The organism is Pseudomonas fragariae (ex Marin et al. 2024) (assembly GCF_059621105.1).
On record NZ_CM184369.1, the window covers coordinates 270,978 to 292,898 of the forward strand.

21 protein-coding genes are annotated in these 21,921 nt (G+C 60.2%); 11 read left to right on the plus strand and 10 right to left on the minus strand.

The annotated features are described in order from the left end of the window. The first annotated feature begins 132 nt into the window (after positions 1-132). Together ompR and AC54XV_RS01265 are read left to right on the plus strand one after the other, a co-directional pair. Positions 133-873, plus strand: coding sequence for an osmolarity response regulator transcription factor OmpR (ompR, locus tag AC54XV_RS01260; protein ID WP_003318889.1), 741 nt, complete (start codon positions 133-135; stop codon positions 871-873). A 163-nt stretch (positions 874-1,036) separates the two neighbouring features. Continuing rightward, positions 1,037-2,347 carry an ATP-binding protein gene (locus AC54XV_RS01265; RefSeq protein ID WP_003403907.1) on the plus strand — a complete coding sequence of 437 codons (1,311 nt, stop codon included), beginning with the start codon at positions 1,037-1,039 and terminating at the stop codon, positions 2,345-2,347. Between the two features lie 254 nt (positions 2,348-2,601). Here AC54XV_RS01265 and AC54XV_RS01270 read toward each other — a convergent pair whose 3' ends face one another. The 4 genes from AC54XV_RS01270 to AC54XV_RS01285 form a co-directional block, all read right to left on the minus strand. Beyond that, complete coding sequence (locus tag AC54XV_RS01270; protein WP_003403906.1) at positions 2,602-3,069, minus strand: inhibitor of vertebrate lysozyme family protein; 468 nt, start codon at positions 3,067-3,069, stop codon at positions 2,602-2,604. Positions 3,070-3,071: 2 nt separating this feature from the next. Next, positions 3,072-3,236, minus strand: coding sequence for a DUF1328 domain-containing protein (locus tag AC54XV_RS01275; RefSeq protein WP_002555679.1), 165 nt, complete (start codon positions 3,234-3,236; stop codon positions 3,072-3,074). 57 nt (positions 3,237-3,293) lie between these two features. Further along, positions 3,294-3,581, minus strand: a complete 288-nt coding sequence (locus AC54XV_RS01280; RefSeq protein ID WP_024638976.1) for a hypothetical protein — start codon at positions 3,579-3,581, stop codon at positions 3,294-3,296. 228 nt (positions 3,582-3,809) lie between these two features. Continuing rightward, positions 3,810-4,649, minus strand: a complete 840-nt coding sequence (locus tag AC54XV_RS01285; protein WP_011266284.1) for a BON domain-containing protein — start codon at positions 4,647-4,649, stop codon at positions 3,810-3,812. A 197-nt stretch (positions 4,650-4,846) separates the two neighbouring features. On the opposite strand from AC54XV_RS01285, the gene algB reads away from it, so the two are divergent. Further along, positions 4,847-6,193, plus strand: a complete 1,347-nt coding sequence (gene algB, locus AC54XV_RS01290; RefSeq protein WP_003318895.1) for a sigma-54-dependent response regulator transcription factor AlgB — start codon at positions 4,847-4,849, stop codon at positions 6,191-6,193. 10 nt (positions 6,194-6,203) lie between these two features. After that, complete coding sequence (locus tag AC54XV_RS01295) at positions 6,204-7,991, plus strand: KinB sensor domain-containing domain (protein WP_011266285.1); 1,788 nt, start codon at positions 6,204-6,206, stop codon at positions 7,989-7,991. A 53-nt stretch (positions 7,992-8,044) separates the two neighbouring features. Here AC54XV_RS01295 and AC54XV_RS01300 read toward each other — a convergent pair whose 3' ends face one another. From AC54XV_RS01300 to AC54XV_RS01315, 4 genes are all read right to left on the minus strand, one after another. Continuing rightward, positions 8,045-8,824 carry an N-acetylmuramoyl-L-alanine amidase gene (locus AC54XV_RS01300; protein WP_024661191.1) on the minus strand — a complete coding sequence of 260 codons (780 nt, stop codon included), beginning with the start codon at positions 8,822-8,824 and terminating at the stop codon, positions 8,045-8,047. A gap of 95 nt (positions 8,825-8,919) precedes the next feature. Then, positions 8,920-10,992 (minus strand): GGDEF domain-containing protein, encoded by a 2,073-nt coding sequence (locus AC54XV_RS01305; RefSeq protein WP_032655386.1) that lies wholly within the window; start codon positions 10,990-10,992, stop codon positions 8,920-8,922. Then, positions 10,989-11,864: an endonuclease/exonuclease/phosphatase family protein gene (locus AC54XV_RS01310; protein WP_011266288.1), complete on the minus strand. Its 876-nt coding sequence runs from the start codon at positions 11,862-11,864 to the stop codon at positions 10,989-10,991. Before AC54XV_RS01310 ends, AC54XV_RS01305 begins: the two co-directional genes overlap by 4 nt. Before the next feature lie 9 nt (positions 11,865-11,873). After that, positions 11,874-12,518: a thiol:disulfide interchange protein DsbA/DsbL gene (locus AC54XV_RS01315; protein ID WP_496717689.1), complete on the minus strand. Its 645-nt coding sequence runs from the start codon at positions 12,516-12,518 to the stop codon at positions 11,874-11,876. A 294-nt stretch (positions 12,519-12,812) separates the two neighbouring features. Here AC54XV_RS01315 and yihA point away from each other — a divergent pair, with 294 nt between their 5' ends. After that, the gene (gene yihA, locus AC54XV_RS01320) at positions 12,813-13,448 is read left to right on the plus strand and encodes a ribosome biogenesis GTP-binding protein YihA/YsxC (RefSeq protein WP_003341625.1); all 636 of its coding nucleotides are present in this window, start codon (positions 12,813-12,815) and stop codon (positions 13,446-13,448) included. 241 nt (positions 13,449-13,689) lie between these two features. Here the strand turns inward: yihA and polA are convergent, their stop codons facing one another. Beyond that, positions 13,690-16,455 (minus strand): DNA polymerase I, encoded by a 2,766-nt coding sequence (gene polA / locus AC54XV_RS01325; RefSeq protein ID WP_496717691.1) that lies wholly within the window; start codon positions 16,453-16,455, stop codon positions 13,690-13,692. Between the two features lie 74 nt (positions 16,456-16,529). Between polA and AC54XV_RS01330 the strand changes: the two genes are divergently transcribed. Both AC54XV_RS01330 and AC54XV_RS01335 read left to right on the plus strand, forming a co-directional pair. Beyond that, a complete protein-coding gene (locus AC54XV_RS01330) occupies positions 16,530-16,817 on the plus strand; it encodes a DUF2782 domain-containing protein (protein ID WP_003397794.1) in 288 nt (95 codons plus the stop codon). 36 nt (positions 16,818-16,853) lie between these two features. Continuing rightward, on the plus strand, positions 16,854-17,804 hold the full coding sequence (locus tag AC54XV_RS01335; protein WP_011266290.1) for a homoserine kinase: 951 nt from the start codon (positions 16,854-16,856) through the stop codon (positions 17,802-17,804). A 249-nt stretch (positions 17,805-18,053) separates the two neighbouring features. On the opposite strand, the gene znuA is transcribed toward AC54XV_RS01335, so the two are convergent. After that, positions 18,054-18,995 carry a zinc ABC transporter substrate-binding protein ZnuA gene (gene znuA / locus AC54XV_RS01340; protein ID WP_116866494.1) on the minus strand — a complete coding sequence of 314 codons (942 nt, stop codon included), beginning with the start codon at positions 18,993-18,995 and terminating at the stop codon, positions 18,054-18,056. A gap of 67 nt (positions 18,996-19,062) precedes the next feature. Between znuA and AC54XV_RS01345 the strand changes: the two genes are divergently transcribed. Genes AC54XV_RS01345 through AC54XV_RS01360 form a run of 4 tightly spaced genes read left to right on the plus strand, consistent with a single transcriptional unit; the run spans position 19,063 to position 21,866 of the window. Continuing rightward, positions 19,063-19,545, plus strand: a complete 483-nt coding sequence (locus AC54XV_RS01345; RefSeq protein ID WP_003425978.1) for a Fur family transcriptional regulator — start codon at positions 19,063-19,065, stop codon at positions 19,543-19,545. Then, positions 19,545-20,330, plus strand: coding sequence for a zinc ABC transporter ATP-binding protein ZnuC (gene znuC, locus AC54XV_RS01350; protein ID WP_024640283.1), 786 nt, complete (start codon positions 19,545-19,547; stop codon positions 20,328-20,330). Before AC54XV_RS01345 ends, znuC begins: the two co-directional genes overlap by 1 nt. Continuing rightward, positions 20,323-21,111 carry a zinc ABC transporter permease subunit ZnuB gene (gene znuB / locus AC54XV_RS01355; RefSeq protein ID WP_003341611.1) on the plus strand — a complete coding sequence of 263 codons (789 nt, stop codon included), beginning with the start codon at positions 20,323-20,325 and terminating at the stop codon, positions 21,109-21,111. Before znuC ends, znuB begins: the two co-directional genes overlap by 8 nt. Before the next feature lie 38 nt (positions 21,112-21,149). After that, positions 21,150-21,866 (plus strand): PA5502 family lipoprotein, encoded by a 717-nt coding sequence (locus AC54XV_RS01360; protein WP_011266294.1) that lies wholly within the window; start codon positions 21,150-21,152, stop codon positions 21,864-21,866. The last annotated feature ends 55 nt before the right edge of the window (positions 21,867-21,921 follow it).

Genomic DNA, 21,921 nt, shown 5'->3' on the forward strand with positions numbered 1-21,921 from the left:
CCGACAAATGTGGTGTTTTTTCGGCGAAAAAGCAGGCACAAGTGTCGCCTCCAGTAAAATCTGCTAACAATGCACAAGGTGCGCATCACCGCAGCTACGCCATAATGCGCCCCGAGATCAGAGGAGCATCCGATGAGCAGCACCGCACAAAATGCCGAAGGCGAAAAAATCCTTATTGTCGATGACGATCCGGGGCTGAGCAGTCTCCTGGAACGTTTTTTCACCAGCAAGGGCTATCGTGCCCGCGCCGTGGCAAATGTGGAACAAATGGACCGGCTGCTGGCCCGTGAGGTTTTCAACCTCGTGGTGCTGGACCTGATGCTGCCCGGCGAAGACGGCCTTTCAGCCTGTCGTCGTCTGCGTGCCGCGAACAATCAGGTGCCGATTATCATGCTGACCGCCAAGGGCGATGAGCTGAGCCGCATCAAGGGGCTCGAACTGGGTGCTGATGATTATCTGGCCAAGCCGTTCAACCCGGACGAGCTGATGGCGCGGGTCAAGGCGGTGTTACGTCGTCAGGCGGCACCGGTGCCCGGCGCACCCGGCAGCGAAGACGAGTCTGTCAGTTTCGGTGACTACGTGCTGTCTCTGGCAACCCGCGAGCTCAAGCGCGGTGAAGAAGTGCACATGCTCACTACCGGGGAGTTCGCGGTACTGAAAGCGCTGGTCATGCACGCTCGCGAGCCGCTGACCCGCGACAAACTGATGAACCTGGCGCGTGGCCGGGAGTGGGATGCGCTGGAACGATCCATCGACGTACAGATCTCCCGTCTGCGTCGCCTGATCGAACCGGACCCTTCCAAGCCCCGTTATATCCAGACGGTCTGGGGCGTGGGCTATGTATTCGTTCCGGACGGTGCCGGAAGTCGCTGATAACCCGGTTGTCGGCACAGACATCCGTCATTGCTGCCAGTTACGTCGATAATCTTTTACAGGTTTATCGACGTACTGGTTTTTTGCGTTCGTCCATCGGGTCCGGCCCGCGTTCGGCAAACCTGCGAGCCTCGCTCGCCCTGCAAAGTGTATGGCTGCAGTTATGAAGACTCCGCTCTGGTTCCCGCAAAGCTTTTTCTCCCGCACGCTCTGGCTGGTGCTCATCGTCGTGCTGTTTTCCAAGGCCCTGACGCTGGTTTATCTGCTGATGAACGAAGACGTGCTGGTCGACAGGCAATACAGCCACGGTGTTGCTCTGACCCTGCGCGCGTACTGGGCCGCCGGTGAAAACGATCGCGAGGCGATTGCCGAGGCGGCGGGCCTGATTCGGGTAGTGGGCGGTGGCGTGCCGGAAGGCGAGCAGCACTGGCCTTACAGTGAGATCTATCAGCGACAGATGCAGGCCGAGCTGGGTGCCGATACGGAAGTGCGTCTGCGCGTACACGCGCCGCCCGCGCTGTGGGTGCGAGCGCCGAGCCTGGGTGACGGCTGGCTGAAAGTGCCGCTGTATCCGCACCCGTTGCGCGGTCAGAAAATCTGGAACGTGCTGGGCTGGTTCCTGGCCATCGGATTGCTCTCCACGGCATCAGCCTGGATTTTCGTACGCCAGTTGAATCAGCCGCTCAAGCGTCTGGTGTTTGCGGCGCGCCAGTTGGGGCAGGGGCGCAGCGTACGGCTGCCGGTGAGTGACACGCCGAGCGAGATGACCGAAGTCTACCGGGCCTTCAATCAGATGGCCGAAGACGTCGAGCAGGCCGGGCAGGAACGCGAGTTGATGCTGGCCGGTGTTTCCCACGACTTGCGCACGCCGCTGACGCGCCTGCGCCTGTCTCTGGAGCTGATGAACGACAATGAGTTCTCCGAAGGCATGGTGCGCGATATCGAGGACATGGACGCCATTCTCGATCAGTTCCTGGCCTTCATCCGCGATGGGCGCGACGAAGAGATCGAAGAGGTCGATCTGGGGCATCTGGTACGCGATGTGGTTGCACCTTTCAATGACGATGAAGACAGCATCCGTCTGTGCCTGGAGCCCATTCCGCCCTTCCCGTTACGCCGCGTGTCGATGAAGCGCCTGCTGACCAACCTGATTGGCAATGCCAAGCACCATGCCGGTAACGGTATCGAAGTCGCCGCCTACGTATCCGGCGACCGAAACGCGCCCTACGTGGTGTTGAGCGTGCTGGACCGGGGGGCGGGCATCGATCCGTCCGAGCTGGACACCATCTTCAACCCGTTCATTCGCGGTGATCGCGCACGCAGTGGCAAGGGCACCGGCCTCGGCCTGGCCATCGTCAAGCGTATCGCTGCCATGCACGGCGGCAACGTCGAGTTGAGAAATCGTTCGGGAGGCGGACTGGAAGCACGCGTAAGGCTGCCGCTGGGGCTGATGCTGCCGAGGGATGCAATTTAAGAAGAGGGCAAAGCGAGAGGGTAAATATAAAGCGCCGTACAGGGTCACGGGAGGCGTGCGAAAGGTTGACGCATTCTTGTGGACCTGCACAGCGGCTTGCCTGACCCGGCCCTTGGCGGAGGTACTCCCTGTACCCCTAGGTCACGCCGATCATATGATCAACGCGTCCCGGCCCCCTGGTCATGTGCGTACCTTCCTCAGGCCGCACAAAGCCGAAAGGTGTCGACTCCTGGAGCCGACACCTTTCTTCTGGATCAATACCAGTTCGGGTCTTTGCGCAGCTCTTCATTCAAGAGCTTTTGCATACCCTCGTCAGGCTTACCCAGGTAACGGTAAGTCGCGTGACGTGTTGGCGATTTGTCTGCTGGAAGACCGGCAGGCACTTCAACCAACATGGCGTAAGCATCTTCCTTGTCGAGGCTGAAAGCCACGATCAGGCGCTTGCTTTTGCACGTATCGGCCGTTTCGCAAAGCGGTCCAACCAGATAGTTGTCACCGTCTTCAGTGGCCGCTGTCATCTGCTGCCCAGAAGTACCGGACAGGTTGATCACCCAATCCGGCAAACGCTCTTCCTTCTTGACGACCTTCGCCCAGGTGGTGCGGTACTCGGGTGCGGAGCTCAGAAGCTCATTGACCCGAGACTGTCCATCATTGGCTGCCATGACCATGGCACTACCGCCCATCAACAGGGCGGCGGCCAGTGTGCGAAATGACGTGTGCATTATCAGCCTCGACCGCGACGACCGAAGAAGAACGACACAACGAACATCACCAGGAAGACGACGAACAGGATCTTGGCGATACCGGTAGCCGTGCCCGCGATACCACCGAAGCCCAGTACTGCAGCGACGATAGCGATGATCAGAAACGTGATTGCCCAACTCAACATGGTGATACTCCTTTTGATGCCGTTTTAATAAGGGTGCTGCTTTTTTTTAAGGTCGGGTCAGAAAACCCATTTTTGCTGTGGAGCGACTTCATCTACAGAAACCAGGCCGTCGACATTGCGCAGGCTTGAGGACATGTCCTTGACTGCTGGTGCACTAACACCGCGATAGGAGATGCTGCTGGTCTGGATGAATTGCTGTTTCGGTTGAGCTGCCTCGCTGGCTTGATTCCAACGCTGGAACTGCTGAATGGCGATCAGAGTGACGAGCAAGGCAAGGAGCAGAAAAAGACCTTGCTGGATATGCAGGGGAGAGATACGCAATTGTGCAATACGCTGGCTGTTCATCTGCAAAATCCCCTGGCCTGAGTGGGCATTCAATCTGATGGGTCGTTGTGTACCGACCTTTGTTGAATGGGTTATTGCAGACTGCATGCCAGTTTTTGAACGATATAAATCTCTTTAAAATCAATAAGTTAATAAGTAACGCAAGAGCGTCCTACCAGCAACCTGCACGATTACCCCTTTGTAATCGTGCGTTCTGCACGAAGCGCTCAGCGCGATGGCGCTGAACCCTCAGCCTGCGCTGCGCGCCATGACCTTCAGCGCGTCGCCGTTGACGCCTTTGACACCACGAATATTTTTCGCGATTTCCACCGCCAGTTCTTTCTCGGCGAAGTTGGCGACCACGCCATTCAGGCTGACAACACCGGCCTTGGTGTCCACTTTGATGTTCAGCCCATCCAGCGTTCGGCTATAGATCAGGCTTGCCTTGACCTTGCTGGTGATCCAGGCATCGCTCATTTCCTCGGTCGGGGTCAGAGATTGTGGCTGGGCCTTGGCGGCAATCGAATCGGCCGCGCTGAGGCTGATCAGGTTGTTGACGCTGACCACGCCATCGGTGTTGCTGGCCAGGCTACCGGCCAGTTCCTTCGCTTCGGGGCTTTGCGCTCGGCCCTTGAGGGTGATGACGCCGTCCTTGCTGTCGACTTCGATATTCAGCGCTTCGGTCACGCTGCTCCACAGCAGCTTGGATTTCACCGTCGCGACCAGCGTCGCATCTTCGAACCGCTGAGCCATGTTGGTTCGGGTTCCAGGCTCGCTGGCGACAGAAGGGTCCACCTCCAGCTGATTGTCGACCTTTTCGATGCCTTTGGTATCCAGCGCGATGCGCTCGGCCAGTTCGCGGTCCACCTCGTTTTCAACCTTGCCCTTGAGCGTCGCAGTGCCTTGTTCGACACCCACATCGATCTTGAACGGGCTCAGATGCTTGTTCAGCGCGAAAGCTGTCCAGATCGAACCTTCCTGACGCGCCTCGGTGAGCTGAGCAGGCAGGTCAGGCTGGGCGAGTACCGGGCCGCTGCCCAGCAGCGCAGCGGCGGCCGTGATCAGAGCAATCTTTTTCAGTGAAAACATAGAAGCGTTCCTTTTGCGGTGAGATTTCGTCTCCGAATAGACGGTTTTAACGGCATAAACGCGGATTAATCAGGCTGTTCGCCATTAGCTGATCAGAAAGCTACCATGCATGCCGAAGAATCAATCAGAATTGACCATGCAACTTGCCCGATGATTCCGAGACTAACTGAGACAATTCATTAAGGAGCGTAGGAAAAATGGAAGCAGCCACTGAGAATCAGGGCCGTATTCTGCTTGTGGACGACGAGTCCGCCATCCTCCGCACTTTCCGGTACTGTCTGGAAGACGAAGGCTACAGTGTCGCCACTGCCAACAGCGCAGCCCAGGCCGACACGCTCATGCAGCGTCAAGTATTCGATCTGTGCTTTCTCGATTTGCGTCTGGGCGAAGACAACGGCCTGGACGTGCTGGCGCAGATGCGGATTCAGGCGCCGTGGATGCGTGTGGTGATCGTGACTGCCCATTCGGCGGTGGACACGGCTGTGGATGCCATTCAGGCTGGCGCAGCCGATTATCTGGTCAAGCCGTGCAGTCCTGACCAGTTGCGTCTTGCGACGGCCAAGCAGCTTGAAGTCAGGCAACTGTCTGCACGTCTTGAAGCACTGGAAGGCGAGGTTCGCAAGCCCAAGGATGGTCTGGATTCCCACAGCCCTTCGATGATGGCCATTCTGGAAACGGCTCGTCAGGTTGCTGTAACCGATGCCAACATCCTGATTCTGGGTGAGTCGGGTACCGGTAAGGGCGAGCTGGCCAGGGCGATTCATGGCTGGAGCAAGCGGGCCAAGAAGTCCTGCGTCACGATCAACTGCCCGTCGCTGACCGCAGAACTGATGGAAAGCGAGCTGTTCGGCCACAGCCGCGGTGCCTTTACCGGTGCCAGCGAAAGCACGCTGGGTCGCGTCAATCAGGCCGATGGCGGCACCCTGTTCCTCGACGAAATCGGTGACTTCCCGCTGACGCTGCAGCCCAAGCTGCTGCGCTTCATTCAGGACAAGGAATACGAGCGCGTCGGCGACCCGGTGACTCGACGTGCCGACGTGCGCATCCTGGCCGCCACCAACCTCAACCTTGAGGACATGGTGCGCAGCGGACGTTTCCGTGAGGATCTGCTGTACCGCCTGAACGTGATCACCCTGAATCTGCCCGCCCTGCGTGAGCGCAGCGAAGACATTCTGACCCTGGCGGATCGCTTTCTGGCGCGCTTCGTCAAGGAGTACGCTCGTCCGGCTCGCGGCTTCAGCGAGGAGGCCCGCGCGGCGCTGCTCAATTACCGCTGGCCGGGCAACATTCGTGAGCTGCGCAACGTGATCGAGCGTGCCAGCATCATCTGTCCACAGGAGCGCGTAGAGGTCAGTCATCTGGGCATGGCTGAGCAACCGACCAACAACGCACCGCGGGTGGGGGCAGCCTTGAGTCTGGACGAGCTTGAAAAGGCACACATCGGGGCCGTACTGGCAACCAGTGAAACCCTTGATCAGGCCGCCAAGACGCTGGGTATCGATGCTTCGACGCTTTACCGCAAACGAAAACAGTACAACCTATGAAATACCTCAAATGAAGCTGGCCATGAAGTTGCGCACCCGCCTCTTTCTGAGTATTTCGGCGCTTATCACGGTCGCTTTGCTCGGGCTGCTGCTGGGGCTCGTCAGTGTCATGCAGATGGCCCGGACTCAGGAATCACTGATTCAGCATAACTTCGCCATCCTCGATCTGGGCTTGAAGCTGCGCCAGAACATGGGCGATCAGTTGGTGTTGATGACCGGTTCCAGTCGCAATGAGCCTGAGCTGCAAAGAATGCAGAAGCAGTTTGAAGAGCTGCTGGAGGAAGGATCGGCGCAGGACACCCAGCAAAATGTGCGCAACGGTTTTGAAAAGACCCGAGGCGATTATCAGCGATTCATCGCCACCTGGCAGCAATACGGCAATGATCCGCGAGGCATACGCGGCAACTCGCAATTGAGCGAAAGTTTCGACACGCTGCGTAACGGTCTGATGGATGTGCATCGCAAGGCGTTGGAGAACATCAGCAACGCCGAGATCAATTCCAGGGATCGAGCATTGTGGATCGCCGGCTTGCTGGGCCTGGTCGGGCTGGCGGTGCTGTGCATCGGCTTTGTCACCGCGCACGGCATCGCCCGCCGTTTCGGTGCGCCGATCGAGGCGCTGGCCAAGGCCGCCGATCGCATTGGCGAGGGTGATTACGAGGTCACGCTGCCCATTTCCTCGGCTGCCGAAATGAACCTGCTGACCCGGCGCTTCGGCATCATGGCCGAAGCCCTGCGTCAGCATCAGGCGACCAACGTCGATGAGCTTCTGGCGGGCCAGCAGCGCCTGCAGGCGGTCCTCGACAGTATTGACGATGGCCTGCTGATGATCGATCGGCAAGGCCACCTGGAGCACCTCAACCCTGTTGCGCAGCGTCAGCTCGGATGGGACGAGAGTCGCCTCGGGCACAGTCTCGGTGAGGCGTTGGGCCGTCCTGAGCTGGATGAGCAATTGCATCTGGTGCTGCGGGGCGGAACGCTGGAGCGCGCGCCGGAAGACCTGGCCATCGAAATCGACGGCGAGTCGCGACTGCTGACCTACAGCATGACACCGGTCAGCCACACCAAGGGCCACATCCTGGGTGCGGTGATGGTGCTGCACGACGTGACCGAGCAGCGTGCTTTCGAGCGGGTACGCAGCGAGTTCGTCCTGCGCGCCTCGCATGAGTTGCGCACCCCGGTCACGGGCATGCACATGGCGTTCGGCCTTCTTCAGGAGCGTTTGCATTTCGCTCCCGAGTCCCGCGAGGCCGACCTGCTCAATACGGTCACCGAAGAAATGCAGCGCCTGATGCAGCTCATCAACGACCTGCTGAATTTCTCGCGTTACCAGAACGGTCTGCAGAAGCTCAAACTCGCGCCGTGCTCCATCGAAACGTTGCTGCAGGAAGCCAAGGCGCGCTTCGAGGATCAGGCCCAGGAGCAGGATATTGTGCTGATGCTGGATATGCAGGAGCCGATGCCGCGCCTGCATGCCGATCAGTCTCAGCTGGAGCGGGTACTGGACAATCTGCTGGACAACGCGTTGCGGCACACGCCGCCGAACGGCCTGATTCGCTTGCAGGCCAGGCGCCACGGCGAGCGGGCGATCATCAGTGTCGAAGACAACGGCGAGGGCATTGCCTATGGGCAGCAGGGGCGGATCTTCGAGCCCTTCGTCCAGGTCGGCCGCAAGAAAGGCGGTGCCGGGCTCGGGCTGGCGCTGTGCAAGGAGATTGTCCAGCTGCACGGCGGACGCATGGGCGTTTATTCACGGCCGGGGCAGGGCACGCAGTTCTATATGGCGTTACCGCTCTGAGGGCTTGAGCACCAGGCCCTCATCGGTTGACTGAGTATCAGCCTTCACACGTTTCAATTCGAGTGATTGAGCACCTCCAGGATGGCCGCGCTCTGTGCGTCCGGCTCGCCGTCGAAGCGTGCCGGGCGATAGTGCATCTGGAAGGCGGCCAGTACCTGACGTGTCGCGACATCCAGCTCACCGGTCTGCGGGGTGCTGTAGCCCAGGCGCGCCAACTGCTGCTGGAACCAGGTGATGCTCGGCAGGTTAGTTGCCAGCAGTGCCTGACGCTGGGCAACCTGGCGTTCATCCGGCCAGTTCCCCAGACCTTCGGCAGCGAGGCGTTTCCACGGGAACAATGGCCCCGGGTCCTGCTTGCGCAATGGGGCGATGTCGCTATGACCGATGATGTGTTTGGGGTCGATCCTGTTACGTTTGACGATGTCCTTGAGCAGGACAATGATCGACTGGGTCTGCGCTTCGGTATACGGATACCACAGGCGCCCTGTCGGCGTTTCCTTGAAACCCGGATTGACGATCTCGATGCCGATCGAGCTGGAGTTGAGCCAGGTGCGGCCTTCCCACTCGCTTTCGCCGGCATGCCAGGCACGCGCGTTTTCATCGACCAGCTTGTAGATGGTGGCTTTGCTGTCGTCACCGATCAGGTAGTGGGCGCTGACCTCGCCATGCGTCAGTAATTGCAGCGAGTGTTCCAGCGACGTCGAGGTGTAATGCATCACCACGTACTGAGCACGGCCATCGAAATTTACCGAAGGATGGCTGGTGTCCAGCCTTGGGCCGCTGGCACAGGCAGTGAGGAGGAGCATGAGAAAGGCGGATAAATACAGCTTCATGAGGTCGGCAGCGTCGGCAGGAAATGAAACATCATAACAAAATGTATACAAATAGCATGGGGCACCAGCCATTTGTTCAGGTCAAAATGTTTCAGTCAGCCCTGTTCGATGCGGTTGCGACCGTTCTCCTTGGCCTTGTAAAGCGCCTGGTCGGCACGTTTGATGGCGGTGTCGCTCCGCTCTGACGGACGAAAGGCCGTCATGCCGATGGATACAGTGATGGTGACTCGTTCGCCCTTGAAGTGGAAAGGGCATGACTCGACGGCGGCGCGCAGTTCATCGAGCAGTTTCAGCCCGGTGGCAGGAGGTGTCGCAGGCAGCAGCATGACAAATTCTTCGCCGCCAAACCGTGCCATGAAGTCATCGGCGCGCAGGCGTTTGCTGAGGACATTGGCGACGATCTTCAATACCTTGTCGCCAGCCAGGTGCCCGTAGCCATCGTTGATGCGTTTGAAATGGTCCAGGTCCAGAATGCACACCAGCAGGCTGTTTTTTTCTTCGTGCCAGCGGGCCATCTCCCGTTCAAGGCGCTCGCCCCAGGCGGCACGATTGGGCAGTCCGGTAAGCGGGTCGATCAGGGCCTTTTGACGCTGTTCCTCCAGGTGAGTCCTGAAACCCAGGGCCTCCTGCTCCATGCTCGCGACGCGGGCCGCCAGACCTTGCAGGCGCGAGGCCACTTCGCGCTCGCGGGCATCGCGCTTGAGCTGGTAGTGATCCATGGTGCCGAGCAGGGCCTCAAGCCGATTGTCGAGCACCCGCTTGAGGCTGGGCAGATCGGAGGCGTCCTGAACACTGCTTTGCAGGCCGCCCACCTGTTCGCGCAACTGGTCGTTCAGGTCGCGCGCGGTGGACTGATCCTCGGCGTGATCTTCACTGGCGGCCTGCAAATGGCTCTGAAACGATTCGAGCCGTTCATTGAGCTGCTTGAGGTAAGTGCCGAACTCCTGTTGGCCGCCGTTGTTGATCGCCAGCATCAACACTGCCAGATCGTCGAGGATCGGCAGCAATTCGTACCAGTTAAGCCCATGTTTCAAGCGTAACTGCATGTCCTCGACCTGCGGGCGAAAGTGCTCGGAGAGCGTCAGGTCGTCCAGCAGGCCCAGCAGGGTCTGTTCAATGTGTGCCGCCACCGAGCTATAGCTGGGCTCTGGTGAGGAGGGTAGCGCGTAACCTTCTTCGCCTTCTGCCGACTCGCGCTGCTGCTCGGCCTCTGCGTCGGGTTCGTCAACTGGCACGTCGATTGGCGCGGGCCGCTGCTGGTAGGGCACTGATGGGACAGGCGCCAGGAGATCCGCGAAATCGATGGGTTCGACAGTGATCGGTGCAGGTTCGGCGACGGCCTCTGTTGGTGCTGGAGCAATGTCCGCAGCGGTGGTCGATGGCGCAGGTTCTTCAGGCGTCGCAACGGCGGGTGTCACTGCGGCAGGTGCAGCGGTTTCCGGGGCCGGCGTGGGCAGTGTGCTGTCTGCGGCAACGGCGGCTGCGGCAGTGGAATCAACAGCCTCGGCTTCGACATGAGAGGCGTCTGGCGGGGCGTAAGTATTCGCTGCTTGAGGCGCGACGTCGGGTTCATGCGATTCCGGCGCCGAGGAGGCGGCGTCTTCGGGGTGAGCAGCCTCGGGATGGGAGTCGTTGCCGTGACCCTCGCGCGAACCGAACAGGCGTTGCAGCAGCCCCTGGCGGGGGCCTTCTTCGGGTTTTTCAATCTGGGTCAGGGCCTGGCCCTGCAAATTGCTTAACTCGCCAAGCAGCAGGGGCAGCTCACGGGCCTGGGAGGCTCGCTCTTCAAGCTCCTTGGCAAAGCGCTTGAGCGGCTTGCGTACGTCGCGTGGCAGCGGCAGTGACTGCAGCTGTGCAACCAGTGCGGTCAGCGCCGAGCTGATTTGCGCGGCCCTGACTTCACGGCGTTGTTCAGAGTCCAGTACGGCTTTTTCGAGGCGCGGGATCAGGGCTGCCAGGCCCGCGTCCATATCGTCCTTGCGGACGATTTCGCGCATTTCCTTCATGCATTCATCGACGGCGCGGTCAGAGCCTTCTGCCGCCAGACTGCTGCGCACCAGACCGCGTCGCAACAAATCGAGCCGCGCATCCCAGCGCTTTTCGAGCGTGTCCTGTTGCTCGATCCCTTTGAGGTATTTCTCTTTCCAACGCTCCGCGTCGTCGCTCATGCAAGGCTTCCACCAGAGGGCACAGGCAGTGAGTCCCCACGCAATGAGTCTGGCAGGCGAATCTCGACAGCGACAGGCAGGTGATCGGAAATGGGTTGCGCCAGTACCTGCACGCGCTCGAGCGTCAGGGTCGGGCTGAGCAAAATGTGATCGAGGCAGCGTTGTGGCCGCCAGCTCGGAAAGGTCGCTTCTATCTGCGGCGCCAAAAGGCCCAGATCCCTTAGCGGCGAGTGTTCCAGCAGGTCATTGGCGTGGGTGTTCATGTCGCCCATCAGCACCTGATGGCGATAACCGCCGATCAGTTCGCGAATGTACGCCAGCTGCCGGGTTCGGGTTCGGGTCCCCAGCGCCAGGTGCATCATGACCACGACCAGGGCATCCTCGCCTTCACCGAAACGCACGAGAATCGCCCCGCGCCCGGCCGGGCCTGGCAGCGGGTGATCCTCGATCTTGGTCGGGCGCAGACGGCTCAATACACCGTTGCTGTGCTGCGCCAGGCGCCCGAGATTGCGATTGAGTTGTTGATACCAGTACGGAAAGCCACCCAACTGGGCGAGATGCTCGACCTGATTGACGAAGCCGGAGCGCATGCTGCCACCGTCGACTTCCTGAAGTGCCACCAGATCGAAATCGTTGATCAGGTCGCCGATCTTCTGCAGGTTGCCAGCCCTGCCGCCATGCGGCAGCAAGTGCTGCCAGCTGCGCGTCAGGTAATGATGGTAGCGCTGGGTACTGATACCCACCTGGATATTGAAACTGAGCAAACGCAGCCTGCCGTCTTGCGGCAGGCCGTTTTGCAGCAGATGATGTTCGTTGACCTGCGGATCATGCAGGCCAACGATACGGGTACTGCCTTTGCCCCAGCGGCGCATGATGTGCGCTTACTTGGCGGCTGCGGCAGCCGCTCGCTCTTTGGCAATCAACTGGTCGGCAACTTCCAGGGTCTTTTCCGGACCACCGGCAGTACCCAGGTCAAAGCGGTACTTGCCATTGACGATCATGGTCGGAACGCCGGTCACTTCGTACTTCTTGGCCAGTTCCTTGTACTGGGCGATCTTGCCCTTGACTGCGAAAGAGTCGAACGTCTTCAGGAAATCTTCCTTGTTCACGCCCTGTGTGGCGACGAAATCAGCCATGTCATTCTTGTCGGTCAGACGCTTGCCGCCTTTCTGGATGGCTTCGAATACGGCTGCGTGAACCTTGTGTTCGACGCCCATGGTGTCCAGGGTAATGAACAGCTGGCCGTGAGCGTCCCAAGGGCCGCCGAACATGGCAGGGATGCGTACGAACTTCACGTCGGACGGCAGTTTTTCAACCCACGGATTGATGGTTGGCTCGAATGCGTAGCAATGCGGGCAGCCATACCAGAACAGCTCGACGACTTCGATCTTGCCTGGCTCGGCAACAGGCACAGCGCTTGCCAGCTCGACGTATTGCTTGCCGGCCTCGATGGGCGTGGCGGCCTGGGCGGACATACCGAACAGACTGGCGGCAACCAGAGCGGCGCTGATGATCAGATTACGCATGCTTTACTCCTGAGCAGGATTGAATCGCCTTCAAGCGACGGTGTTTCGACCGGACGCGAAAGCCTGAGTTCGTTAGTGTAACGCTGAGATTGTAAAAATGGGCGACCGAGGACGGCCTTTTTGCATAAGCAGTGAAGCAGGTCATGTCTGAATGTTCCAGCACGTCCGTCAGGGCGGGCTGATACGGTGTGAGTGTGGGCCTGGGGACAGGTGTGTCATTATATGCGCACGCATCCAAACGAAACCGACACCTCCTGCCGCACCCCTTGCAGGCAGGTCTTCACCGGAAATCACATGCAACTCAAAAACCCCATCCTCGGTCTGTGCCAACAGGCCACGTTCATGCTCAGCGCCGCCAAGGTCGACCAATGCCCCGACGACGAAGGTTTTGAGGTCGCATTTGCCGGGCGCTCCAACGCGGGCAAATCGAGCGCGCTGAACACCCTGACCCACGCCAGCCTGGCGCGTACATCGAAGACGCCGGGGCGTACCCAGTTGCTGAACTTTTTCGGTCTGGACGAAGATCGGCGTCTGGTCGACCTGCCCGGTTACGGCTACGCCAAGGTGCCCATCCCGCTCAAACTGCACTGGCAGCGTCACCTGGAAGCCTATCTGGGCAGCCGCGAAAGCCTGAAGGGGCTGATCCTGATGATGGATATCCGTCATCCAATGACTGACTTCGATGTGTTGATGCTGGATTGGGCCATCGCCAGCAACATGCCGATGCACATTCTGTTGACCAAGGCCGACAAGCTGACCTACGGCGCGGCCAAGAACACGCTGCTCAAGGTTCAGGCCGAGATTCGCAAAGGCTGGGGCGATGCAGTGAGCATCCAGTTGTTCTCGGCCCCCAAGCGCATGGGGCTGGAAGAGGCCTACACCGTGCTGGCCGACTGGATGGAACTGGAAGACAAGGCACCTGCGGAGTAAATCGCAGGCAAAAAAGACCCCGGACTTCGCATGGGGAGGGGGAAGTTCCGGGGCTTAAGGTCCAGACCTTAGGGTGGGATCTGGATAACTGCCAACACTTAACACAACTAGGAGCACGATCGATTTTTCAACCAATCGACACATCTGACTCCTGTCCAAACGGTTAAGTTCCAGCAGTGAAGAAAAGTTCACATTTCCTACAATATTTGACGAACCTGCGTACAGGTTCGCCATTTCAGGCTCAGTGAGCCTCGTCCCAATTGTTGCCAACCCCCACTTCTACCAGCAACGGCACGGCCAATTCTGCTGCGCCGCTCATGTGCGGACGGATCTGTTCACTGATCTGATCGACCAGGTCCTCGCGCACTTCAAGCACCAGTTCATCGTGTACCTGCAGGATTACCCGTGCATCCAGGCCGGACTCGTCCAGCCAGCCGTTCACCGCCACCATGGCTTTCTTGATGATATCCGCAGCGGTGCCCTGCATCGGCGCGTTGATCGCCATGCGTTCCGCGCCTTTGCGCAGTGACTGGTTCTTGGCGTTGATGTCCGGCAGGTACAGGCGACGACCGAAGATGGTCTCGACGAAACCTTGCTCGGCAGCCTGGGCGCGGGTGCGTTCCATGTAGTTCAGCACGCCGGGGTAGCGGGCGAAGTAGCGGTCGACGTAAGCCTGTGACTGCTTGCGGTCCACGCCAATCTGCTTGGCCAGGCCGAACGCGCTCATGCCGTAGATCAGGCCGAAGTTGATCGCCTTGGCGCTGCGACGCATGTCAGTGGTGACGTTTTCCAGCTCGACGCCGAAGACTTCCGCCGCCGTGGCGCGGTGAACGTCCAGGTCATTGCGGAATGCATGCAGCAAGCCTTCGTCCTGGGCCAGATGCGCCATGATGCGCAGTTCGATCTGCGAATAGTCGGCGGCCAGCAGCTTGTAGCCCTTCGGCGCCACGAATGCCTGACGGATGCGCCGGCCTTCAGCGGTACGAATCGGGATGTTCTGCAGGTTCGGATCGCTGGAGGACAAGCGCCCGGTAACGGCCACCGCCTGATGATAGGAGGTGTGAATACGTCCGGTGCGCGGGTTGATCTGCTCCGGCAGGCGGTCGGTGTAGGTGCTCTTGAGCTTGCTCATCGAGCGGTATTGCATCAGCACCTTGGGCAGCGGGAAATCCTGCTCCGCGAGTTCGGCAAGCACCGCTTCGGCAGTCGATGCCTGGCCGGTGGCGGTCTTGCTGAGAATCGGCATGCCGAGTTTTTCGTAGAGAATCACGCCCAGCTGCTTGGGCGAGCCGAGGTTGAACTCTTCGCCGGCAATGGCGAAGGCTTCGCGCTCCAGCGCGGTCATCTTGTCGCCCAGTTCGACGCTCTGGATGCCCAGCAGGTTGGCATCGACCAGCGCGCCCTGGCGCTCGATACGCGCCAGGACAGGCACCAGCGGCATCTCGATATCGTTCAATACCGGCTGCAGGGTCGGAATCGCGGCCAGCCGCGCGTCGAAGACTTCATGCAGGCGCAGGGTCAGGTCCGCTTCTTCGGCGGCGTAATTGCCCGCCTGTTCAAGGGCAATCTGGTCAAAGCTCAGCTGTTTGGCGCCTTTGCCGGCAATCTCCTGGAAATTGATCGGCGTGTGCGTCAGGTACTTGGCCACCAGGCTGTCGCGGTCGTGACGAGTGGCGGTGGAGTCCAGTACGTAGGATTCCAGAATGGTGTCGAAGCGGACGCCCTGCAGGTCGATGCCTTGAGCCTGATCGCCGTCGATCGCGCAATTGGCAAGCAGGTTGATGGCGAACTTGGCGTGCTGGCCGACCTTGATTTTGTCCGGGTCTTCCAGCAGCGGCTTGAGCGCCTTGAGCACCGTGTCGCGGTCCAGTTGCTGCGGCACGCCCATGTAGGAGTGGGTCAGCGGAATGTAAGCGGCTTCGTGGGTCTGAATGGCGAAGGACAGGCCGACCAGTTGCGCACGCTGGGCATCAGTGCCGTTGCTCTGGGTGACGAAGGCAAACAGCGGCGCGGCCTGCAGCTTCTTCAGCCAGGCATCGAACTGGCCCTGTTCAAGAATGACTTCATAGGCGGCTTCCCTGGCTTCGGCGGTCGGCTCTTCGACGGTCAGCTCCTGGCCGGCGCGCTTGGCGTCGCGTTGCAGGTCTTCGATCCAGCTCTTGAATTCCAGCCCGGCGTATAGCTCCATCAATGTGTCACGGTCAGGCTCGCCGCAATGCAATTGATCCAGCTCGATGTCCAGCGGGACGTCGATCTTGATGGTCGCCAGTTCGTAAGACAAAAAGGCCATCTCACGATGTTCTTCGAGTTTGGCGGCCAGGGTCTTGGCGCCACGGATCGGCAGGGAAGCGACCTTGTCGAGGTTCTCGTAAAGCTCCTTGATGCCACCGCCGATGCCAACCAGCAGACCGACCGCGGTTTTCTCGCCAACGCCGGGCACGCCGGGAATGTTGTCGACCTTGTCGCCCATCAGCGCCAGGTAATCGATGATGTGCTCCGGACCGACGCCGAATTTCTCTTTCACGCCCGCCACATCCAGCACGCTGCCGGTCATGGTGTTGACCAGGGTAATGTGGCCGTCGACCAGTTGCGCCATGTCCTTGTCGCCGGTGGAGATCACCACTGGACGATCGGCCGCCGCGCTGCTGCGTGCCAGCGTGCCGATCACGTCATCGGCTTCGACGCCTTCGACGCACAGAAACGGGTAGCCCATGCCTTTGACGCAGGCATGCAGCAGATCGACCTGCACGCGCAGATCGTCCGGCATGCTCGGCCGGTTGGCTTTGTAGTCGTTGTACAGCGCATCACGGAACGTCCCGCCCTTGGCGTCGAACACCACGGCGAGCGGGCTGTCCGGGTACTGGCGCCGCAGGCTTTTGAGCATGTTGAGCACGCCCTTGACGGCACCGGTCGGCAATCCTTTGGAGGTGGCCAGTGGTGGCAGTGCGTGGAAGGCGCGGTAGAGGTAGGAGGAACCGTCTACCAGGACGAGTGGCGCTTGGGTCATGAGCAGAATCAACCTTTTCGGCGGGGTCGGCGCTAGAATGCGCGGACCATTGACGACAAAGGGACAAGGTTATCATGTGCAAGGTAAATCGACTGATATTGACCGGCCTGTTGGCATTTTGCCCTTTGCTCGCTGTTGCAGCAGAAGATCCACCTTCAGCGGCGCCGGACGTTACTATTCGCACTGACGGTGACAGAACCATTCAGGAATACCGCCAGAATGGCTTTCTGTATGCGGTTAAAATCACCCCGAAACACGGCAAACCCTATTTTCTGGTGCGCGCCGATGGTACAAGCCCCAATTTCATTCGTTCGGACCAACCGGACATGCTGATCCCGCAGTGGGAAATATTCAGCTGGTAGCACCCTACATTCACTTCAATCGTTGGCAGTCCTGATATGTCCGTTTTTACCCCACTGGCTCGGCCCGAGCTGGAAACATTTCTCGCCCCTTACGGGCTCGGCCGTCTGCTTGACTATCAGGGCATCGCTGCCGGTAGTGAAAACACCAATTACTTCATCAGTCTGGAGCAGGGCGAGTTCGTGCTGACTTTGGTCGAGCGCGGTCCGGTTCAGGAAATGCCGTTCTTCATCGAACTGCTCGACGTGCTGCATGAGGCCGATCTGCCGGTGCCTTATGCGCTGCGCACCACCGACGGTCAGGCGCTGCGCGAGCTGGCAGACAAACCGGCGCTTTTGCAGCCGCGTCTGCCGGGCAAGCACATCAGCGAGCCGAACACCCAGCACTGCGTGCAGATTGGCGAGTTGCTGGCCAACCTGCATCTGGCGACCCGCGGGCAGATCGTCGAGCGCAAGACTGATCGCGGTCTGGACTGGATGCTGAGCGAGGGGCGCAATTTTCTGTCGCACCTGGGCGAGACGCAGCGAGCGCTGCTTGAAAAGAGCCTGCAGGAGATCGAGGCGTGCAAACCGCAGATCATGGCGCTGCCGCGCGCCAATCTGCATGCCGATCTGTTCCGCGACAACGTACTGTTCGAAGGGACGCACCTGACCGGGTTGATCGATTTCTACAATGCCTGCTCGGGTCCGATGTTGTACGACCTGGCGATTACCCTCAACGACTGGTGTTCCCGCGAAAACGGTCAGCTCGATGCTGTCCGCGCGCGCGCCTTGCTGGGGGCCTATGCAGGCTTGCGACCGTTCACGGCTGCGGAGTCGAAGCTCTGGGCGACCATGTTGCGTATCGCTTGTGTGCGTTTCTGGCTGTCACGTTTGATCGCCGCCGAAACCTTTGCCGGTCAGGATGTGCTGATTCATGATCCTGCGGAGTTCGAGCGCCGCCTGGCCGAGCGCCAGGAAGCGCATATTGCGTTGCCGTTTGCGCTCTGAGACCAGACCTGTCTTCGCGAGTCTGAACTAGTCGGACGGTTGACTCTCTTTCCCATGCTCCGCGTGGGAATGCAGTTGGTGACGCTCTGCGTCGCAAGAGGACGCGGAGCGTCCAGACCGGCATGCCCACGCGGAGCATGGGCACGATAGTGTTATCCCTGACGACTATCGTTCCTCACGCTCCAGCGTGGGAATGCAGTTCGTGACGCTCCGCGTCACACAGCAGTGCTGCTATGTGGGCGGTGGCAGTCAGAGACTGCTCAGGCAACCTGCCAAATCATCAGCCAGCTTTTGCAGTACTTGCTCGTAACCCTGCGCGGTGGCCGGGGTGTAGCCGCCCAGTGCATCCAGTTCGGCCAGTTTGACCGGCAGGCCGGCGCTCAGGGTTTCGGCCAGGCGCGGGCGCAGGGGTGGTTCGCTGAATACGCAGGTCTTGCCTGCAGCTTTCAGGCGTTCGCGCATGGCGGCGACGTGCTGGGCGCCGGGCTGGATCTCGGCGGCGATGGCGAATACCCCGGCATGCTTGAGCCCATAGGCCTCTTCGAAATAATCGAAGGCTTCGTGGAATACGAAGTAAGGCTTGCCTGCCACTGTGCTGACACGCTGCTTGATACGGGCGTCCAGCGTATCCAGACGTTTGCTGAACGCCTCGGCGTTGCTGGCGTAGCGGGCTGCGTTGGCGGGGTCGGCAGCGCTCAGGTCAGTGGCCATTTTTGCGGCGATCACCCGCGCGTTGACGGTCGACAGCCACAGGTGCGAATCGAGACTGCCGGGGCGGTGGTCGTGGTCATGTTCGTCTGCGTCGTTGTCGTGATCATGCTCGTGGTCATCATGCGAGGCGTTGTCTTCGCCAAAGTGCCGCAAGTGCATGCCCGGCAGTGTCTGTACGGCAACCGCAGGCAGTTTGCGGCCCTGAATGACGCGCGGCAGGAAGGTTTCCATGTCCGGGCCGATCCAGTAGAGCAACTCGACTTCCTGTACACGCCGTACGTCGGACGGGCGCAGCGCGTAGTTATGCGGTGAGGCGCCCGGTGGCAGAAGCACTTCCGGTGTACCGACGCCATCCTGTACAGCCGCCGCAATCAGCTGCAGAGGCTTGATACTGGTCAGCACTCGGACCTCGGCCTGAGCAGGGACGATGATCAGCAGGCTGACCCAGAAAACAGCAGCAAGATTTAAAAGACGGCGCACTCGAATCACTCATATCAGCCAGGAACGGGTAACATAATAACGTCTCTAGCCAATATCGTCGCTGCTCATGCCCAATACTCCCCTGGCCAGTCGCCCCCATGACCACTCTCACTGCGTGCATTCGGCCCTCGCCGAAGCCGATGCGCTATGCGCCAAACAGGGTCTGCGCCTGACCACCTTGCGCCGTCGTGTGCTGGAACTGGTCTGGCAAAGCCACAAGCCGCTGGGTGCCTACGACATCCTTGCGGTGCTGAGTGATGAAGACGGTCGCCGTGCGGCCCCGCCAACGGTTTACCGTGCGCTGGATTTCCTCCTGGAAAACGGTCTGGTGCACCGGATTGCCTCGCTCAACGCCTTCACGGGCTGTAACCACCCCACTCATGCGCATCAGGGCCAGTTCCTGATCTGCCGCCTGTGCCATGCGGCGATCGAGCTGCAGCACCCGGCCATCAGCAATGCCGTGGTCGATGCCGCCGCAGGCGTCGGCTTCGCGGTCGAAGGCCAGACGGTCGAGATCGTCGGCGTATGCGCTGGCTGCAAGGCCGCCTGATGTCGGATGCATTGATACGTCTGGACAAGGTTGCCGTTACGCTTTCCGGACAAAACGTCCTGGATGACATCCAGTTGAGCGTCAAACCCGGCGAGATCGTCACCCTGATCGGCCCCAACGGTGCCGGCAAGACCACGCTGGTGCGTGCGGTGCTGGGGCTGCTCAAGCCTGACTCCGGGACCGTCTGGCGCAAGCCGAAACTGCGTGTCGGCTACATGCCGCAAAAGCTGCATGTGGACCAGACGCTGCCGCTGTCGGTGCTGCGTTTCCTGCGTCTGGTTCCTGGTGTGGATCGCACGGCCGCAGCGTCGGCGCTGGAAGAAGTCGGCGCCGGGAAAGTCATCGACAGCCCGATTCAGGGCATTTCCGGTGGCGAGATGCAGCGTGTTCTGCTGGCGCGTGCGTTGTTGCGCAAGCCTGAGTTGCTGGTCCTCGACGAACCGGTGCAGGGGGTCGATGTAGCGGGACAGGCCGAGCTGTACAGCCTGATTACCCGGCTGCGCGACCGCCACCGGTGCGGCGTGCTGATGGTTTCCCACGATCTGCATCTGGTCATGAGCACCACCGATCAGGTGGTGTGCCTGAACCGCCATGTCTGCTGTTCCGGGCATCCCGAGCAGGTCAGCCATGACCCGGCGTTCGTCGAACTGTTCGGCAAGAACGCACAGAGCCTGGCGATCTATCACCACCATCACGATCACGCCCACGATCTGCATGGCGCGGTGGTGAATGACGCTGCGACCTCTCACACTCACGTTCACGGAGACAGCTGCAAGCATGGCTGATTTTCTACTGTATGCCTTGCTCGCAGGCGTTGCGCTGGCCGTGGTCGCAGGCCCGTTGGGATCATTCGTGGTCTGGCGGCGCATGGCGTATTTCGGCGACACACTCTCCCACGCGGCGCTGCTCGGCGTCGCGCTGGGCTTCCTGCTGGATATCAGCCCGACCATCGCGGTGACAGTCGGCTGCCTGCTGCTGGCGGTGTTGCTGGTCACGTTGCAACAGCGCCAACCGCTGGCGTCGGACACGCTGCTGGGGATTCTCGCGCCAAGCACTTTGTCGCTGGGGCTGGTGGTGCTCAGTTTCATGCACGAAGTGCGCATCGACCTGATGGCCTACCTGTTCGGCGATCTGCTGGCCATCAGCCCGGCTGATCTGGGCTGGATTCTGGGCGGCAGCACGTTGGTGCTGGTGCTGATCGTCGCGCTGTGGCGCCCACTGCTGGCAATGACCGTGCATGAAGAGCTGGCGCGGGTCGAAGGCCTGCCGGTTGCTACACTGCGCATGACCTTGATGCTGCTGATCGCCGTGGTGATCGCGGTTGCGATGAAAATCGTCGGTGTTCTGCTGATTACGTCGCTGTTGATCATCCCGGCAGCTGCGGCACAGCGTCACGCCCGTTCGCCGGAGCAAATGGCGCTGGGCGCGAGCCTGTTGGGCGTGATAGCCGTGTGTGCCGGGCTATCATTGTCCTGGTTCAAGGACACCCCTGCCGGACCGTCTATAGTGGTATCGGCTGCGGCGTTGTTCTTGCTCAGCTTTGTTCTACCCAGGCGAGCGGTGTAGACTTGCTCGTTTTTTGCGCAAACTAGAGAATCGCAGGAATGAAGCCGTTCGCCCCACGCTATCTGCTGCTTGTCGCATTTTCCATCCTGCTGGGTGCCTGCCAGAGTGCGCCCACTGTCGAGACGCCTGCCTCCGAGGCCCAGCCTGATGCATTCGCTCAGCTTGAGCAGAACATCGCCGGCAATGAGCTGGCAACGGCCGAGGACCAATTGGCGGCGTTGCAGGCTGCCAATCCTGCCGACATCCGTCTGGAGCCTTTTCAGCGTCGTCTGGCCGAAGCCTATCTGAGCCGCAGTCAGATAAGCCTGCAGAAGGGCGACATGAACGCGGCGGCCTCTGCGCTGAGCCGTGCACGCGCCCTGATGCCCAAGGCACCGGCGCTGACCAGTGGCGTCAACGGCGCCATTGCCCATGCGCGCAAGGCCGAGCTGGAAAAAGCCGAAGCGGATTTGAAAGCGGCCGAAGCCAGAAGGGTTGCCAGACTGATTGACCCGTCGGCAGAAAGCACGACGATTGAGCTCAAGATCGGCGATATGCCTGCATTGCGTCGTCAACTCGACGATATCGCAGCCGATACCGTAGCGTTCAACTGTGAAGTGCTGATGGTGGTGCCGCGTACCGAAGACTATCCGTGGCTGGCTACGTTGCTGACCAAGCGGGTGGTCAAGGCCAATCCGGATTTCGAACTGCAATTGCGTCGACAGATCGAGCGCAATGAAAAAGCTCACATCATCCTCACGCCAGCGAAGTCCTGAGTCGATCCTTGAAGGCGGACGCAGAGCGTCCAGAACTGCATTCCCACGCGGAGCG